The organism is Fibrobacter sp. UBA3718 (assembly GCF_002371935.1).
In the GTDB taxonomy this organism is placed as follows: Bacteria; Fibrobacterota; Fibrobacteria; order Fibrobacterales; family Fibrobacteraceae; genus Fibrobacter.
Genome location: NZ_DFHR01000007.1, coordinates 28,188 through 45,924, shown reverse-complemented (window position 1 = coordinate 45,924; position 17,737 = coordinate 28,188). Strand labels below are relative to the sequence as shown.

At 55.1% G+C, this 17,737-nt stretch carries 13 protein-coding genes; 12 read left to right on the top strand and 1 reads right to left on the bottom strand.

The window, feature by feature from the left end:
- The 5 genes from B4A77_RS01985 to B4A77_RS01965 form a co-directional block, all read left to right on the top strand.
- On the top strand, positions 1-1,098 hold a 1,098-nt coding region (locus B4A77_RS01985), incomplete at its 5' end, for a cellulase family glycosylhydrolase (protein WP_290737849.1).
- A gap of 255 nt (positions 1,099-1,353) precedes the next feature.
- On the top strand, positions 1,354-3,054 hold the full coding sequence (locus B4A77_RS01980; protein ID WP_290728631.1) for an endo-1,4-beta-xylanase: 1,701 nt from the start codon (positions 1,354-1,356) through the stop codon (positions 3,052-3,054).
- A 184-nt stretch (positions 3,055-3,238) separates the two neighbouring features.
- Positions 3,239-5,110, top strand: a complete 1,872-nt coding sequence (locus B4A77_RS01975) for a cellulase family glycosylhydrolase (RefSeq protein WP_290737846.1) — start codon at positions 3,239-3,241, stop codon at positions 5,108-5,110.
- Positions 5,111-5,282: 172 nt separating this feature from the next.
- Positions 5,283-7,550 carry a glycosyl hydrolase family 8 gene (locus tag B4A77_RS01970; protein ID WP_290737843.1) on the top strand — a complete coding sequence of 756 codons (2,268 nt, stop codon included), beginning with the start codon at positions 5,283-5,285 and terminating at the stop codon, positions 7,548-7,550.
- Positions 7,551-7,702: 152 nt separating this feature from the next.
- The gene (locus tag B4A77_RS01965) at positions 7,703-8,806 is read left to right on the top strand and encodes a vWA domain-containing protein (RefSeq protein WP_173381649.1); all 1,104 of its coding nucleotides are present in this window, start codon (positions 7,703-7,705) and stop codon (positions 8,804-8,806) included.
- A 2-nt stretch (positions 8,807-8,808) separates the two neighbouring features.
- Here B4A77_RS01965 and B4A77_RS01960 read toward each other — a convergent pair whose 3' ends face one another.
- A complete protein-coding gene (locus tag B4A77_RS01960) occupies positions 8,809-9,927 on the bottom strand; it encodes a GGDEF domain-containing protein (RefSeq protein WP_290737840.1) in 1,119 nt (372 codons plus the stop codon).
- 134 nt (positions 9,928-10,061) lie between these two features.
- Here B4A77_RS01960 and B4A77_RS01955 point away from each other — a divergent pair, with 134 nt between their 5' ends.
- The 7 genes from B4A77_RS01955 to ptsP all read left to right on the top strand — a co-directional run bounded on the left by B4A77_RS01955 (position 10,062) and on the right by ptsP (position 17,726).
- Positions 10,062-11,090 carry a vWA domain-containing protein gene (locus B4A77_RS01955; RefSeq protein WP_290737838.1) on the top strand — a complete coding sequence of 343 codons (1,029 nt, stop codon included), beginning with the start codon at positions 10,062-10,064 and terminating at the stop codon, positions 11,088-11,090.
- Positions 11,091-11,395: 305 nt separating this feature from the next.
- Positions 11,396-12,928, top strand: coding sequence for a M16 family metallopeptidase (locus B4A77_RS01950; RefSeq protein WP_290724914.1), 1,533 nt, complete (start codon positions 11,396-11,398; stop codon positions 12,926-12,928).
- A 3-nt stretch (positions 12,929-12,931) separates the two neighbouring features.
- Positions 12,932-13,975 (top strand): hypothetical protein, encoded by a 1,044-nt coding sequence (locus tag B4A77_RS01945; RefSeq protein ID WP_173381653.1) that lies wholly within the window; start codon positions 12,932-12,934, stop codon positions 13,973-13,975.
- Positions 13,972-14,634, top strand: coding sequence for a TrmH family RNA methyltransferase (locus B4A77_RS01940; RefSeq protein WP_290737835.1), 663 nt, complete (start codon positions 13,972-13,974; stop codon positions 14,632-14,634). Before B4A77_RS01945 ends, B4A77_RS01940 begins: the two co-directional genes overlap by 4 nt.
- An 84-nt stretch (positions 14,635-14,718) precedes the next feature.
- On the top strand, positions 14,719-15,627 hold the full coding sequence (locus B4A77_RS01935; protein WP_173365856.1) for an MlaD family protein: 909 nt from the start codon (positions 14,719-14,721) through the stop codon (positions 15,625-15,627).
- Between the two features lie 7 nt (positions 15,628-15,634).
- Positions 15,635-15,907, top strand: coding sequence for an HPr family phosphocarrier protein (locus B4A77_RS01930; protein WP_173381654.1), 273 nt, complete (start codon positions 15,635-15,637; stop codon positions 15,905-15,907).
- Complete coding sequence (ptsP, locus tag B4A77_RS01925) at positions 15,879-17,726, top strand: phosphoenolpyruvate--protein phosphotransferase (protein WP_173381655.1); 1,848 nt, start codon at positions 15,879-15,881, stop codon at positions 17,724-17,726. Before B4A77_RS01930 ends, ptsP begins: the two co-directional genes overlap by 29 nt.
- The last annotated feature ends 11 nt before the right edge of the window (positions 17,727-17,737 follow it).

The following is a 17,737-nucleotide window of genomic DNA, read 5'->3' as shown; positions in this document are numbered from 1 at the left end:
TGGGACAAGACCCAGACCCCGATGTTCATCAGCGAATACGACATTGCAACTACCGACGACAATATCCAGAAGCAGTGCTACTCCGAACAGATTTCTCACTTCATGGAAAACGAACACATTGCCGGCATTACCATCTGGGGCTACATTTATGGTCGCACTTGGCTCGACTGTAACGGCACTGCGAGTGGCTGCTCCGGCATTGTCAAGAATGGCCAGGACCGCGCCGCTTTGAAGTGGATGAGGGAGTACCTCAAGAGCAACAAGGGCGTGAACACGACTGGCCTCAAGACGGGTGTGCTCACTCCGGTCGAACCTGTGCCGCGCAAGTTGTTCAAGGGTTCTGCATTCGACATCCCGGGCAAAATCGAAGCCGAAGACTTTGATATTTCCGGTGTCGGCGAAACCAATGGCGTGAGCAACGTTTCTTACAGCGAAAGCGATATCGAAAATCACGGCGACGTGAAGGATTACCGCAAGGACACGACGGGTGTCGACCTCTACAAGAAGGCGACCGGCATCATCGTGGGCTACAACAGCGAAGGCGATTGGCTCGAATACACCGTGAACGTAAAAGAAGCGGGCGACTACACCATGTTCGCAGCCGTGGCTGCCGCCGGTTCTACCTCCAGCTTCCAGATGTCCCTCGACGGCAAGGCCATTACCGATGTCATCAGCGTCCCGGCCGCCAAGCAGGGCGAAGAAAACTACGACGACTACAACAAGGTCAAGGCTAACGTGTCCCTCACGGCCGGCACGCATATCCTCCGCATGACGGTGACCGGTTCCTGGTTCGACGTGGACTACTTCACCTTCGTGAAGGGCAAGGATGCGACCGACCCGGAACCGATCGTGAAGGATGAGCCGTTTGTTGACGATTCCACGACGTTCATCGCTCATAAGGTCCAGTACGACCCGAATGCCCTTCAGGATTACTTCGTGTTCGACATGCATGGTGTGAACATGGGTGTCCTCAGCGCCTATGGCTTCGAAGGCGCTCGGGAGATCCTCCGTTCCTCCGTTGACGTGAAGTCCTCGGGCGTGTACCTGCTGCGCAATCGCTTCACCGGCGAAATGCAGAAGGTCCGTGTAATTAAGTAAGAATCAAATAAATTAACGAAATTTTACAAAAAAGAGCAGATTCCGGGATTCTCCGGAACCTGCCTTTGGAGGTTTTGGACATTTTGTCAATGGGAAATATTCACTTGTAGGGGAAACCGCCCTTTTTTGAGGATATTTTAAAATGGGGAAACTTCAAAAAAGGATGTGTGTAACATGAAAAACATTCTCTCTAGGGCTAAAAGGGCCGCTGTATTTGCTATTGCAGCGTCCACTCTCTCTTTTGCAGGACCCGGCTTGGCTGATGGTGCTGCAAAATTCGTAGGCAACATTACGACTCGCGGCCAGGTCCGCAGCGACTTTACGCAGTTGTGGAACCAGATTACCGCCGAAAACGAGTGCAAGTGGGCTTCCATTGAAGGCTCCCGTGGCCGTTACAACTGGGGCGGTTGTGATGCTGCATTTAACTGGGCGAAGAACAACGGTGGCCACTTCAAGTTCCACGCCCTGGTTTGGGGCTCCCAGTATCCGAACTGGCTGAACGGTCTTAGTGCCGATGAAACCAAGAAGGCCATTACCGCCTGGATGGATGCAGTCAAGGACCATTACCCCGAACTCGAAATGATCGACGTGGTGAACGAAGCCATCAAGGCGGGTGGCAAGTACCATTCCAATTACGGCTCGCAGGGTGGCAACAACATTGTCGCGGCTCTCGGCGGCGATAACGGCAATTACGAGTTCGTGCAGACGGCGTTCAAGATGGCTCGTGAACGCTGGCCGGAAGCGATCCTCATCTATAACGACTATAACACGGTCCAGTGGAACAAGAACGAAGGTATCGACCTCATTCAGAAGCTGAAGAAGGGCGGTGCTCCGGTGGATGCCTACGGCCTGCAGGCCCATGACATGATGAGTCAGGGCGGTGGCCAGGGCGGTACCGGCGGTGGCGGCTCCTGCTTGAGCATCAATACGCTCAAGAGCACTATCGAAGAAATCTGGAACAAGACCGAGATTCCGCTGTTCATCAGTGAATACGATATTTTCACAAGCGATGATAACGTTCAGAAGAAGTGCTACTCCGAACAGATTTCCTACTTCATGGAGAACGAACATATTGCCGGTATCACCATCTGGGGCTATATCTACGGCGCTACATGGAATGATGGTACGTCCGGTATTATCAAGGACAACAAGGACCGTCCGGCTATGACCTGGTTGAAGGAATACCTCGCTTCGAACAAGGGCGCTAACGATACCGGCCTTCCGACGGGCGAGTTGACGCCGGTCGAACCTGAACCGCAGACTCCGTTCAAGGGTAAGGCGTTTGACTTGTCGGGCAAGATTGAAGCTGAAGACTTCGACATCCCGGGCAAGGGCAAGGGCAATAACTCCTATTCCGTTTCTGGCGATTGCGATGATTCCTGGAATACGGAATATAGAAAGGGTACATCTGTAAAGATTGGCGAAAAGAATGGCGGCCTTGTTCTTGGTTGCAACCCGACAGGAAACTACTTCGAATACACCATCAACGTGGCTTCGGCTGGCGACTATGTCGTGTCGGCAAACGTGGCTGCTAGCGGAACTGGCTCCATCGTGTTCAAGGTCGGCGACAAGGTTGTTTCTGATACGCTTGAATTTACCGGTGATTCCTGGACTTCCTTCGACCAGGTCAAGGGTAACATCAAGCTCGATGCCGGCGAACAGATCCTGACTCTCGAAATTTCCAAGGGATATATCGATGTCGACTGGTTCCAGATTACGAAGGCCGGCGAAATTCCTCCGGACGCTATCGCCCAGAAGGTCAGCTACGACCCGAACAGCCGTCAGGATTACTTCGTGTTCGACATGCACGGCGTGAACATGGGTGTTCTGAGCGCTTACGGATTCGAAGCGGCCGCGGAGATCCTCCAGAACTCCAGCGACGTGAAGTCCTCGGGCGTGTACATGCTGCGTAACCGCGCTACCGGCGCAATGCAGAAGGTCCGCGTGGTCCGCTAATAGCAAACCCGAAAGTTTGGCATTTTAGAGACGGGTCCCGAAACGAAAGTTTCGGGATTCGTTTCTTTATGCGTTTGCCTTGTTCTCATGGATAGATTGTCCATGAAAACACCCTCCCGACATGCTTTTTTTGACCTTTTTCAAGGTAATTTTGGAATATAGGCAATAAAAAAGGATGTGGTGTATGAAAAATCTTTCTCTCTCTCTCGCTGTCGCTGCCATCGCTGGCCTTGCAACCGTGGCTAACGCAGCTCTCGCCGATGGTGGCGCCAAGTTCGTGGGCAATATTACTACGGGTGGTCAGATCCGTAGCGACTTTGCTCAATATTGGAATCAGATTACTCCCGAAAATGGCTGTAAGTGGGGTTCCATCCATTCCCTTTCTAACGGCAACAGCGGTACAAGCAAGTTCGCCTGGGACAACTTCGACAAGTGCGAAAGCGCCTACAAGTGGGCCAAGGAAAAGCCCGGTGAGCGTCACTTCAAGTTCCACGCCCTCGTTTGGGGTTCCCAGTACCCGAACTTCCTCTGCAAGAAGAAGAATCCGAGCATCACGGTAGAAAAAACCAAGCAGTACATCACCGAATGGTTCGATGCCGTTGCGGCCAAGTTCCCGGACCTCGAATACATCGACGTGGTGAACGAAGCCATTTGGGCGGGCGACAACTACCACTCCGGTTACGGCAAGCCCGCTGCAGGTGCCGAAGGCCACAGCACCGACGATACCGAATGCGGCGGCTCCTACATTATCGAGGCCCTCGGTGGCGACCGCGTGGTGAATGGCAAACACCAGTACGACTTTATCACGAACGCCTTCAAGATGGCCCGCGAACGCTGGCCGAAGGCTGTGCTTATCTACAACGACTACAACACGCTCTCCTGGCAGATCAACGAAGGTATCGAACTTATCCAGACCATTCTCAAGAATGGCGCTCCGGTGGATGCCTACGGCCAGCAGGCTCACGACTGCAAGGGCATGAGCAAGAACGATTTCGAAAGCAAGATGACCCGAATCCATAACGAGACGGGCCTCCCGCTTCTCGTTTCGGAATACGATATCGGCGAAGCGGACGATACCAAACAGAAAAACGATTACGCAAACCAGATTCCGTTCATGTGGGAAACTCCGTGGGTTGCAGGCATTACCATTTGGGGCTATATCAACGGCTCTACCTGGGTGGCAAACACCGGCCTTATCGAAAAGGATGGCCGCAAGCGCGCTTCCATGAACTGGCTCGAAGACTACTTCGCGAAGAACCTCAACAAGGGCCAGAACGAAGTGACCTTCACTCCGGTGGAGCCCGAACCGCAGCTCCCGTTCAAGGGCGAGGCGATTTCGCTTCCGGGCAAGGTCGAAGCCGAAGATTTCGACATCCCGGGCAAGGGCGTCAACGAAGACGGCACGAGCAACCAGTCCTACAGCGACGATTCCGAAAACCACGGCGATAGCGACTACCGCAAGGATACGGGCGTTGACCTCTACAAGAAGGCGACTGGCGTGATTGTGGGCTACAACAGCGAAGGCGACTGGCTCGAATGGACCGTGAACGTGAAGGAAGCGGGCGACTACACGATGTTTGCCGCCGTGGCGGCCGCGGGCTCCACCTCCAGCTTCCAGCTCTCCCTCGATGGCAAGGCCCTGACCGACGTGATTTCGGTTCCTGCAGCCAAGTCCGGCGAGGAGAACTACGATGACTACAACAAGGTCAGCGCCAACGTGACCCTCCCGGAGGGTAAGCATATACTCCGCATGGACGTGACTGGCGCCTGGTTCGACGTGGACTACTTCACCTTCGTGAAGGGCAAGGACGCGACCGACCCCGAACCGATTGACCCGGGTACGACCTCCATTGCGAATGTCAAGTTTGATGCGGGCGCACTCCAGGATTACTACGTGTTCGACATGCACGGCGTAAACATGGGCATACTCTCCGCTTACGGTTTTGATGCCGCCGCCCGGATGCTCCAGACTTCCGGTACAGTGAAGTCCTCGGGAGTCTACATGCTGCGCAACCGCTTCACCGGCGAAATGCAGAAGGTCCGCGTGACCCGCTAAGGCAAAAAAGAATCCTAATCCATACACCCGAAGCCTCCGGAAAATTTCCGGGGGCTTTTTTGACGTTTTTTCGGCAATTTGCAATCTATTTATTACACGTCCGGGGGTGTTGTTTTTGGGTGCGCCAAGTTATATTTAAACCGGGTGGGAAAACACAAAAACAAGGATGTTTATGAAAACTTTTCTAAAAGCGACAGCTTGCGCGGTTCTCTTGACCGCAGCCATGGGTAATGCAGGGCAGTACCCTTTCCCGCAGAACATGAAATACCCGCATGGCACGATTATTGAATATGCCAATACGGACATGATCAAGGAACATTACAAACTGTGGAAGCAGGCTTGGTACAATGCCAGCAACGGCTGGGTGTATGCACCGGAAGGAAAATGCTCTACCGTTTCTGAAGCTATTGCATACGGTATGTTGATTACTGTGTACATGGACGAAGAAGAAGTGTTCAAGAACCTTTATAAGGTTTGGACGTCCAATACGGTTGGTAGCGCTAAAAACGCTGGCATGAATTGGCGTATTGGTTGCCAGGCTGACAACGGTTCGGCTACGGATGCCGACGAAGATGCCGCTCTCGCCCTCGTGATGGCATCCAAGCAGTGGAACAATGCTGGTTATTTGAGCGATGCGACGGCGCTTATTAATTGGATTGCCCAGAACGATGTTGATGGCAATAACTCCCTCAAGCCGGGCAGCAACTGGAATCCGGCTCTCAACCCGAGTTATGTGGTGCCGGGGCACTACCGCCTGTTCGAAAAAGTGACGAATAACAGTAAGTGGTCTACCATCCGTTCTAAGGCAATGCAGGATTTGCTTGCTTGTCAGGATTCCAAGACCGGTCTAGTGGGAGACTGGTGCAGTTGGAGTGACCATAAGACGATTTCTTCTCCGGGTGCAGCCGTATCCAATGATATTGGTTTCTATGATGACGCCGCACGTACCCCGTGGCGTACCGCTTGGGCCTATTACTGGTATGGTGATAGCGACGCGCAAAAGTTCAACGAAACTGTAACTAAATGGCTCATTCCGACAACCCGCACTGCTAGTGGCGTGAATTCTGGCTACAAGTGGCAAGATTACATGAACTCGTACATAGCGGACGAAAGCGATTCGCGCAACTTTGTCTCTTCTACCTTCTCCGGCGGTCTTGGCCTTGCGACTTCGTCTATAAACACTGACGAGGCGAAATCCTATCTTAACACGGTTTTCAAGGTCCTCAAGGAAAAGAAGAGCTGTGCATCTGTGGATGGTTGCGGCGAAAGTATCGCGGGTGAAAAATATTACCCGGCTACCTTGAACATGCTTTACCTCCTCATCTTGACGGGCAATATGCCTAACCTCTATGATCTTTCCGGCTTTACGAGATTCACGCCGGATACTACCAAGGCTCCGTCCGTGAATCAGATTGGCGGAACCCAGATGGAACGTGGTGATACGACGGTCGGTGTCTCGGGTCTTTGGAACTGGGGCGCCTACCATGACAAGCTCGGTATCGGCACCAAGATGGTCCCGGATTCGGGTTCCTCTCCGCTGTTCAGGAAGGACGACGGCTCTATCTATGCCGAAGCTTCCATGGAAATCGGCCCGGAACCGGCTTATGTTCCGAATGTGGTTCTCAAGTACCCGTCTGCCGGTATTGCGGTGTCGTTCAAGAAGGAAGAATGCAAGCAGACAAAGACCTGCGGGGTCGATTTCACGGCTCTCGGTATCAAGTATGTCCGCGTGACAGCAAAGACTTCTGGCCCGATTCGTATGGCCGTCTTGAATACCATTACGGATGAAAATGCCGAAAAGGGACTGCAAAATTTGGGTGCCGGCTCTGAACCGGGTATCTATGTCGACAACTCCGATGACTACGTTGCCGTCACCTATGATATGACCCCGGATGAATGGGGCTTCAAGGGTGCGAACGGCACGAAGATAACCATCCTTGACTGGGTGAACAAGAATGCACCTCCGGGAGCAGACATCATCAAGACAATCAAGGGTTTCAAGTGGGAAGTCAAGGATGCTCAGGGTGGCATCGGCGAAATCTCCATCAAGAAGATTGAATTCCTCGATGCGAACAAGCAGGCGATTGACCCTGTCAAGCTTACCGGCATCGTCATTTCGGATGTCCCGGCGTCCTCCAGTTCTGCTGCCGTGAATCCGGGTTCTTCCAGCTCTGCTACCGTGAATCCGGAATCTTCCAGCTCGGGCCCAGACGCCATCCATGCGATTGCCTCCGTCGGATTGCTCAAGGTCGTGACTTCCGGTATGCAGGTCCGCGTGCTCGGCGCAAGGCTCGGCTCCTCCTATGCCGTGTTTGACGTCCAGGGCAAGGCTGTCGTTTCTGGCCGTATCGGCGCTGCCGACCAGGGCATTGCAGTTCCCCACAAGGGAATCTACCTTGTCCGTGTCGATGGCAAGATCCATACCGTGACGGTCAAGTAGCGAGGGTTAAAGAATTATCCAGAACCGGGGCTCTGCGGCCTCGGTTTTTTGTATATGGGCTTTGCATATGCCGCATAAAACTTGCCCATGACTCTCGGCTTTTGTATATTCTCAGTGCGGGAACGAGTTCCCGGAAATTTTTGGAGCTTAGAATGGATATTGGTGCGTATCATTTTCAGAATCCCGAAGCCTTCTGGCTGTTTATTCTTGTTCCGGTTCTGATTGCCTTATACGTTTACAGGCAGCAACGCCGCAAGAGCACGATCAAGTTTCCCGCCCTTGCGATTGCGAAAAAGGCAGTCCCGAGCCGTCGCGTTCGCCTCCGCCATATCGTGCCTGCGCTCCGCCTTGCCGCCCTCTGCTGCTTTATTGTGGCGCTAGCCCGCCCGCAAAACGCGATGGAAATTGAATACACGAATACCGATGGCGTCGACATCATGCTCGTACTTGATGTTTCGGGATCGATGGGAACGCTCGACATGCTTACCCGCGTGGAACAGGCGAAACTCGGCGTGATGAATGCCGAGCGCATCTACAAGTCGGGGGATTTCTGGAAATATAGCCGCATGGGCTATGCGCAGGATGTGATTGCCGAGTTTATCCAGAAGCGCCGCAGTGACCGCATCGGGCTTTCGGCGTTCGGAAGTCGGGCCATGACGCAATGCCCCCTCACGCTCGATTACGGAAGCCTTCTTGAAATCCTGGGCGCGACGGACGAACTGGCTCGCGATTCCGTGGTGGCGTCGAGGACCGCGATTGGCGATGGCCTCATGAACGCGCTTGCCCGACTGCAGAAGTCCGAGGCGAAATCGAAGGTCGTCATCCTCCTCACCGACGGCAAGGACAATGCGAGCGTCATATCCCCGGTGCGCGCGGCCGAGGTTGCCCAGTCACTCGGCATCAAGGTCTATACGGTCGGCGTCGGCAAGAAGAAGGGCAAGATTCTCGGGTTCCAGGTGAACCCGTGGACGGGCGAAATCTCGTGGGCCGAAAGTGACATCACTCCCGAGGAGGGAATCGACGAGTCGACCCTCGTGGCGGTGGCACAGAAGACGGGCGGCAAGTTCTACCGCGCCGAGAACAAGGAACAGCTCGAAGAAATCTATTCCGAAATCGACCAGCTCGAAAAGACCGAAATCGAAACGGTCGTCTATGCGCGCTATGCCGAAAAGTTCTACCCGTGGCTTTTGGCGGGCGCCCTGTTGATCCTGCTGGAACTTCTGCTTGCGAACACGCGCTTCGTGCGCATCCCCTAGCGCTAGGTTTTGGCCGTTGGCGGCTTGAAGCAGTTTTCCTTGGCGTTGTCGAGGAAGGAGTCTATGTTCTGCGTGGACTTGGTCCCGTATTCGGACCAGTAGATGCTGAAGGACAGCGGCCAGGGTATCTGGCCGAGCTGGCTATTCTGCGTGCTCTTGCGGACAATCCCGTTGCAGAGTTCCTCGACTTCGGAGAAGTTGCCGCATTCGTAGACGATGGCGAAGGTGTCCGAGCTGTACCGGGCGAGGAAAAGGTTCTTGTCCTTGCACTGGGAGCGCAGGAATTGCGCCATCTGCCGGAGGGCCATGTCGGGGGCGTGCTTGCCGTGCGTCTTGCGTATAGTGACCAGGTCATCGATGTGGATCTGGATGAGGAAGAGCCTCTTGCTTGCATCCAGTGTCTGCGTGATGCGGCTAAGGTAAGTCGCGAACTTACTTGTGCTGTTGAGCCCGGTGGTAAGGTCGGTGGAGGTGTTTTCCTTGAGGTCGCTCAGGTAGATGAATAGGATCGCGAGCATGAGCGCGGGCGAGGTAATCGGCATTTCCATGGACTGGGTCTGGATCGCCATGCCGGCAAGCGGAACGAAGATGATGATGGCGAGCTGGTTGTAGTGCCTGCGCAGGAACCGGTTCTTGCACTTGAACGAATTGCGGAGGGCTACGGCGCTCGCGCCGAGGAGGTAGCCGACGGAGACCAGGTTCAGGAGGATCCACAGGACGGGATTCAGGGCTGTTCCCGTGTCGTGCAGGTGCATGAATGCCACGATGATGGCGTAACCGCCCGTGATGAATATGGGAGCCAGGATGAGAAGGGCCCATTTCTGCAGCCTGTAGCTGCTCGATGTGACCGCGTAGGATACCATGTAGAACCATGCGGCCGCGATGGCGAGGCATGCGATAATCTTGAGGCATTCGATAATTCTGCAGGCGATGACGAATTCCGGCGAGAGGATTTTCCCGGCAATCTCGAGGGCGGCGAATACGATGAAAAAGTCGAGCAGCCTGTCGAGTGCCCTCGCACAGAGCAAAAGCGATGCCGCCTCCCTGTTGCCCTGTCGGATCAGGAGGAGGACCAAGATGCAGATGACATCAACCTCTATTGCGAAAAGGACTGAATCCATATCAACCTTCTTGTTCTGAATATAATAAAATTTTAAGAAAGGGGAAAATTTTTTGAAAAAAACGCTTCGGGGCCGTTTTTTTGTATATTCTAGGTGCTTGCGGGTGGATTCCCGAGCCGATCCTGGAGGATTTGATGCGTTTTGCCGAACCGAACTTTCTTTGGTGCCTTTTTTCGCTGCCGCTGTTTGCGCTCCTGTTTTACTATGCCTACTACCGCCGAAAAAAGCTTGCCGCGCGTTTTGTCTCGCTTTCGATGCTCCCGAAACTTTCGACCAGCGTATCCCCGTGGAGGCGCCTTGCCAAGGTGACGATCCTGCTCCTGGCCATCGCCTTCCTCTTTGTGGCGCTCGCGCGTCCGCAGTGGGGCCGCAAGATGGAACATGTCGAACGCCGTGGCCTCGACCTCGTGCTGTTGCAGGATATTTCGCTTTCGATGCTTGCCGAGGATGTGAAGCCGAACCGCCTCGTCCGCAGCCGTCACGAGATTTCCGCTTTCCTGGAAGGGCTTTCGGGCGACCGCGTGGGGCTTGTCGCGTTCAGCGGCGAGGCCCAGGTGATGGTGCCCCTGACGCTTGACTACGGCACGGTACAGATGATGCTGCGAGAGCTGAATCCGGGCTGGCTCATGCCTGGCACGAACCTCGAAAACGCCATCCGCAAGGGGATGACCTTGTTCAAGAATTCCGGTGGCGCAGGACAGTATTCGGTGATGATTCTCATGAGCGATGGCGAAGAACTCGAGGACGCCGCGGTGAATGCCGCGAAGGAAGCGGCAGAGATGGGCATCAAGATTTATACCATCGGTATCGGCAGCCGCGAGGGCGTGCCTATCCCGGTGAAGACGAAAAACGGCGACGTCGCCTACAAGAAGGATATCCAGGGAAACATCGTGACGACGCGTCTAGAGGAAGGAACGCTGCAGGAGATTGCGAGCGTGACGGGAGGCCTGTATTTCTACGCGAGCCCGGGCGAATTCCAGTTGCAGAAGGTATTGACCGAGATTGCGGGCATGGAGAAGAAGGAACAGGCTTCCGACCGCATGGAAAATTACCAGGACCGCTACCAGATATTCCTCGCGCTTTCGGCCCTGCTCTTCCTGGTCGAGGCCCTGGTTTCCGAACGTGGCCGCCGCCGCAAGCAACTCGCCGGCCGCTTCAGTTGATATAATTAGAGAGGGCTGTGCCCTCCCTAGTCGACAATAACTAAAGGGACAGCGCACCGGCACTGTCCCTTTGGTTTTGGAGGATAGAGGAAAAGCCCTTCTGGTGGGTATGTCTCTCTTGGAGACGGGCGGCTCGCCGAGGCGATGCCGAAGTGATCCACCGGAAGGGCTCATTGTCTAATATAACTCAAAAAGTCAGTTGCGGACGCCCGATCTTCAAAATGACTACTCCAAGTTGGATGATTGCCGATTCCGGCATTTATAAATCTATTTTAATTCCATATTAAATCTATATTTAGAACGAGATGAAAAAAGAGATGAGACTTTTGACCGTTGCCGCCTTCTCTGCGGTTGTTGCCGCATGTTCCTCGGGCCCGAAGCCCGAGGCCGAGACCCCTGCCGCGGCTCCCGCCGTTGCCGAAACTGCGGCTGTATCCGATATACCCGCTAGCTACAAGGATATCCGGTATCCCGACTACAAGTACGTGGCGCCTTACCCGAAGGATTACCGCGTGGAGCTTGCTCCGGGCATCTCGGGCTATATCGTTCCCGATTCGAGCCTCCCGCTCGTGAACCTCTCCGTGTATTTCGAGAACCCGCAGGTGGTTTCGAATATCAAGGACGAGGCCGCCTCCGAGATGCTGGGCTCGATGTTCCGCCGTGGCGGTAGCACGAACACGTCGGCGCACGCCCTTGACGATTCGCTCGAGTTCATTAGCGCCGGGATTTCTACTTCCGTAGGGACGTGGAAATCGGGATTTTCCATCGATTGCCTTTCGAAGGATTTCCTCACCACGCTGTTTCTTGCAGGGGAGCTGATTGCGACTCCGGGTTTTGACAAGGAACAGCTCGAAATTGTCAAGACGAATTTTGTGACGGCTCACGAGCAGCGCTACGATACTCCGGCGAAGGTGCTTTCCGCATTGAGGACCAAGGTCAACTACGCCCCGAATCCGCGGCTGTGGGATGCTACGCTCGAAGAATACAAGAAGGTGGGTGTCGACGACCTGAAACGTCTTTCTGCAAAGACCTTCATAAATGGCATGCATCTTCCTGATCGAGGACGCGTCGTGTTTGCCCTGTCGGGAGACGTGAACCGCGATTCTGCCCTGACCGTGCTCAAGGGCTTTATCATGGCCTTGTTCATGAAGCAGTCCGGTGACGAGGCCGGTTCCGAGACGCTCTACAGTGCGCCGCAGCCGCTTGTGTTCCTGAACAGGCCCGGCACCTACGTGGTGGACAAGGATATCACGCAGGCGAACATCTCGATGAACCAGCCCTTCGTGAAACGTCCGCATCCGGATTACTACCCGACGGCCGTCGCGAACTTTATTCTCGGTGGCGGCAGCTTCTCTTCGCGCCTCATGACGCGCGTGCGTAGCGACGAGGGCCTTGCCTACCATATCAGCAGCCGCGCGGGCAACGACTACCGCGATACGGCGATGATTTCGATTAGCCTGCAGACGAAGGTGGAATCCGCCGCGTTCGCGTTGAAACTCGTGTACGAGGAAATAGAGAAACTCGCGAAGGATGGCCCCACGGAAGAGGAACTCGCGATGGCGAAGAAGACGCTCGTCGAGAGCTTGCCCGGGCTGTTCGATTCCCCGTCCTCGATTGCGGAAATATTCGCGGGGGATGAACTGTTGGGCAAGAGCCCGGACCATTACCTTGACTACGTGAAGGAAATCAACGCCGTGACCGCCGAACAGGTGAAGGCGATGATCAAGAAGTATTACGCGAAGGACAAGATGACGATATCTGTAGTGGGTCCGGTCGCAAAGCTCGAGGCCCTGAAGCCTTTTACGGTTGTCCCGATCGACAGTCTCGAATTCAGGTAATCCATGTTCAGGGTTGTTTCGGAATATCTTTCCCGTCTGTCTGTCGCATCGCTGCTCGTGATGCTTGTGGGCGTATGCTCCCATGCTGCGGATTCCGACAACATGCTCGGCGCGGATTCGGTTGTCCGCAACAGCCTCCTCAAGCAGCTCGAAAACGAAGACGACCTCCGTTCGCTCTGTTCGGGCCTCAAGAAATGCCTCGATATCGATTACCCGGGGTGCTCCGCCGGGGACAAGCATCCGTGGCCGAGACTGAAGTATGACGACGAATACTGTGGCGTCTACCGCGAGGTCGTGAAGCGCGGATTCGAACCCAGGCCCGGAGTGCCGATGGGGGTGCAGATTTTTGCGCGCCTCGGCCGTAGGTACAGGGCCATCTACGAGAACAAGGGGACGCTTCCGCTCGGGGAAAGCGTCATCAGCTACCTTTTCGACAACATGCCCTTTACGGCGGAACTGATCAATGCCTACCTCGGTTCCAACTACCAGCTCGAATACACGAGTGCGAACCGCCGCTACTTCAACGGGAGCAACGGCCGGAGCCTATCGGGAGAATTCTACTGGGCGCTGCAGGATAGCGCGGGCGCGAGGCTCGGCATGCGGAACCTGTTCTTTGGCTACGGGCATGCCAAGGTCCTGAAGTGGTCGCTGCACGGCACCGCCATTGCGTTCCTCGACATGGACGAAACTCCCCAAAAGGAGATTAAGTATAAACTAACTGCGATTGTCTTCCCCGGGAATTCGGTTCTCAATTCCATCATGCAGATGCAGGTGTTCAAGGCGGTCGTGAACGAAAAGATAGACGACATCGTGAAGGATATCAAGAAGGCGTCTGGCCGCTACTTTGGCGGCGACAAGGAGCCGATGCTCAAGAGCGCCTCGCTCAAGTCGTTCGACAACGTGCAATATGTGCTCGATTTCGAAAACGTGGTGAATGGCGCTCCGTGGAAACTTGGGGATTTTGAAAAGAAACGCAGGGAACGCGAAAAGCAGAAGCGCGATGCGATTCCCTTGAAAGTAGAAGACGTGAGGACACAGCAAAAATGAGTGAAAGCGAAAAGGAAAGCCTGGAATCCCTCCTGGCGCGCGTGACGGACAGGCGCAGGGAACTATTGACGGAAGTCGTGAATCGCCGCACGAGGCATTTCTGCATGGTGTTGGAAGACCTGTTCGACCCGCATAACATTTCGGCGGTTATCCGCACGGCGGAAGTGTTCGGCCTACAGGACGTGCACATCATCGAAGAAGACAACGCCTACAGCGTGAACAAGTCCATATTGAAGGGCAGCTACAAGTGGATGAGCCTCTACCTCTACAAGAAACGCATGCTCTGCATGGAAAAGCTCCGTGCGAAGGGCTACAAGATTGCGGTCGCGAGCACGAACACCACGAATTCCGTGCTCGACCTGGATTTGAGCCAGCCGACGGCGTTCTACCTCGGGAGCGAATTCCACGGGAACCATCCCGATACGCTCGCGCATGCCGATTACGAGTTCAAGCTGCCGCAATACGGCATTACCGAATCGATGAACGTCTCGGTTGCCGGTGGCGTGCTCATGACCTACCTCGACGTGTACATGCAGAAGGAAGGGCGCGAGAAGTTCCTGCTTTCGCCTGCCGACCGCGACGCCCTGCTGTGCGACTGGCTCGACCGTCACGTGAACGGGATCGAGAACAACAGCCCCATCGTGCATGTAGATGCCTGATTCTGCTCGAAAAGTGCGAAAAAAAGCCCGATTTTTGAATCCCGGGCCGGAAACCTTCGTAGAAAAAACTAATTTGAAGCAAGAATGAAAAAGAATTCTGCCCTATATTTTTCTGTTGGCCTCGTTGTTCTCTTGGCCGTTGTGATTCTAGTCTTCGGCATGTTCTTCCTGAACGAGAAGGACCCCCGGGAAACTTTCAATACGTTCTACCTCCGCTTCTCCCAGGTCAGCACCCTGGTGCTCGATGACCCGGTCAAGGTCAATGGCGTCAAGATGGGCAAGGTGGAAGACATCAGCCTCGCCGGTCACCGCGTGGTCGTGCGCATCCGTCTCCGCACCGACGTGAAGATCCCGAAGGATTCCGAAATCCGCGTGCAGAATATCGGTATCATGGGCGAACGCCAAATTGGCATGATCTTGGGTGACGCCGAAAGCTACTGGGCTCCGGGTGACACCATCAACGGGCAGTTCGATGCCGGTATCGCCGAGGCGCTTGGCCTTGCGGGCGAAGTCTGCGACAGCACGAAGGTGCTTCTTGAATCAGTGAAGGAGGCCCTCAACGGCACTATTGCGAACCCCGATTTCCAGGAACGCTTCAGGACCATCCTCGCGAAGGCCGAATCCCTGGAAGACCGCCTGATGACCATGGTCAACACCACCGACCCGCAAATCAAGAAGAGCCTGAACGGCCTTAACGATGTGATGGGGAAGGTCGAGACTCTTGTCGACGGTGTGAAGCCCCCTATGGACAATCTTTTTGCCAATGCGGACAAGGTCGTCGGGAATGCCGACCACCTGGTGTCCGAACTGGAAGGCGTTACCAAGCACCTGGACGAGCTGATTGCGAAGGTTCAGTCCAAGGACAATACGATGGGCATCCTGCTGTCGGACAGGGCCCTGCACGACGACCTCGTCAAGACGATTCATTCCGCCGACAGCCTGTTCCGTGTCATCCTGCATGACGGGCTGGATATCAACGTGGATATTTTCTGAGGAAACAATGATCGAAAAGACTCTAACGGTCACTAACAAGTTGGGCATCCATGCGCGTCCGGCGGGCATGATTGTCGATATTACCGGCCCGGCCAAGAGTGATGTATATATTGTTTTCGAAGGGACGAAGGCGAACGCCAAGAGCATCCTCAACGTGATGATGCTTGCTATTCCGCTGGGCTCCGAAGTCCGGTTCGAAGTCGACGGCGAAGACGAACAGGAAGTCGTGCAAAAGCTGGAACAGTTATTCCATGACAACTTCAACGAAGAACCCAACTGAGACGGGGGTGTCTGGCGGACGCTCTTCCGTAAGGCTTGTCCTGGTTGGCGTGCCTGCGTCTCCCGGCTTTGCCATGGGGCGCGCTTTTCAGGTTATCAGCCGCGAACTGACGGTCGTTGAAGAGACAATTTCGGAATCGAGGGTCCAGACCGAGGAACAGGTTTTCTTGAAGGCCGTCGAACGCACTTCCAAGGAAATCAACCAGATCAAGGAAATATCCGAGACGCGGACGGGCGTCTACGACAGCCTCATCTTTGCGACTCACCTGATGATCCTCCAGGATCCGGGACTCGTGAACGGCGTCCTGGACATGATTCGCAAGGGGCACAAGAATGCACGCTGGGCGGTGCATGTGGTTCTCGGCGACTACATCGACCGGTTCGGAAAGATTGATTCGCCTGCAATGCGCGACAAGGCCGCGGACCTGCGGGACCTGTACAACCGGCTCATGGCGGCTATGGAAAATTCCGAACCGGCCTTGGCGGAAGTATCCAGCGAGAACGGTGCGGTCCTCGTTGCGCACGAGATCATGCCCAGCTTCCTGATGTCGCTCAAGCCGGGCCAGGCGCAGGCGCTCCTGATGGATACCGGTGGCCGAACAAGCCATGTGGCAATCCTTGCGCGCTCGCTGCAGATTCCGGTAGTGTCCGGCCTCCGCGACGTAGCCTCGCGCGTGAAGTCCGGCGATACGGTCATTGTGGACGGTACGGACGGCAGGGTCATCGTCAATCCCAACGACGACGATATCCGCAAGTTCCATGAACGTCAGGAAGTCTACGAACGCCAGCGCAGGGAACTGTTTACCATGCGCAGGCTCGAACCCATGACCCGCGACGGTAAGTACATCACGCTGCATGCGAACATCGAACTTCCGAGCGAAGCCGAGAAGGTCATGGACTACGGTGCGACCGGCATCGGCCTTTACCGTTCGGAGTTCCTGTTCTTCCAGAACAGCGCCCCGAGCGAGGAGGAACAGACGGAAGCCTACAAGCGCATCCTCAATACGATGGCGCCCTGCCCCGTCACGATCCGAACCCTGGATGCCGGAGGCGACAAGCTTGTCGAAGGCCTTTCCGCGGCGAACGAGGCGAACCCGTTCATGGGATGGCGCTCTATCCGCGTGTGCCTCTCGCGCGAAGATATTTTCCGCACGCAGCTCAAGGCCCTGCTCCTTGCAAACGAGAAGGGCAACCTTAGGATTTTGCTCCCGATGATTTCGGGCCTCGACGAATTGCGCAAGGCGAAGGCCTGCATCCGCAGCTGCATCGCGGAACTGGAGGCGAAGGGCCACAAGTGCGCCGCCGTGAAGGTGGGCGTGATGATTGAAGTGCCCGCCGCCGTGATGATGGTGAACCTGCTTGCGAAGGAGGTGGACTTCTTCAGCATCGGGACGAACGACCTCATCCAGTTCACGCTTGCTGTGGACCGCACGAACGAACTCATTACGGACATGTTCCAGCCGCACCATCCGGCCGTACTCAACATGATTTACAATACGATCATGGCGGCCCATCGCGAGGGAATCCCGGTCGCAGTCTGTGGCGAAATGAGTTCTGACCCGCTGAGCGTACTCCTGCTTGTGGGCCTCGGCGTCGACGAACTTTCCATGACGCCCTGGTGCGTGATGGCGACAAAGAAGATTATACGTTCCATCAACTTCGAGGACGTGCACGAGACTGCGCTTTCGGTCCTCCAGATGGACGATGCGGACCGCGTCAACGATTATATGTACAAGAAGTACGCGCAGACCATTACCGACCTCGAGATTTCGAGTTTTGTCGGGCCTGTGGCGAACAAACTGAAAAGTGACAAGGATTGATTTTTTGGAGG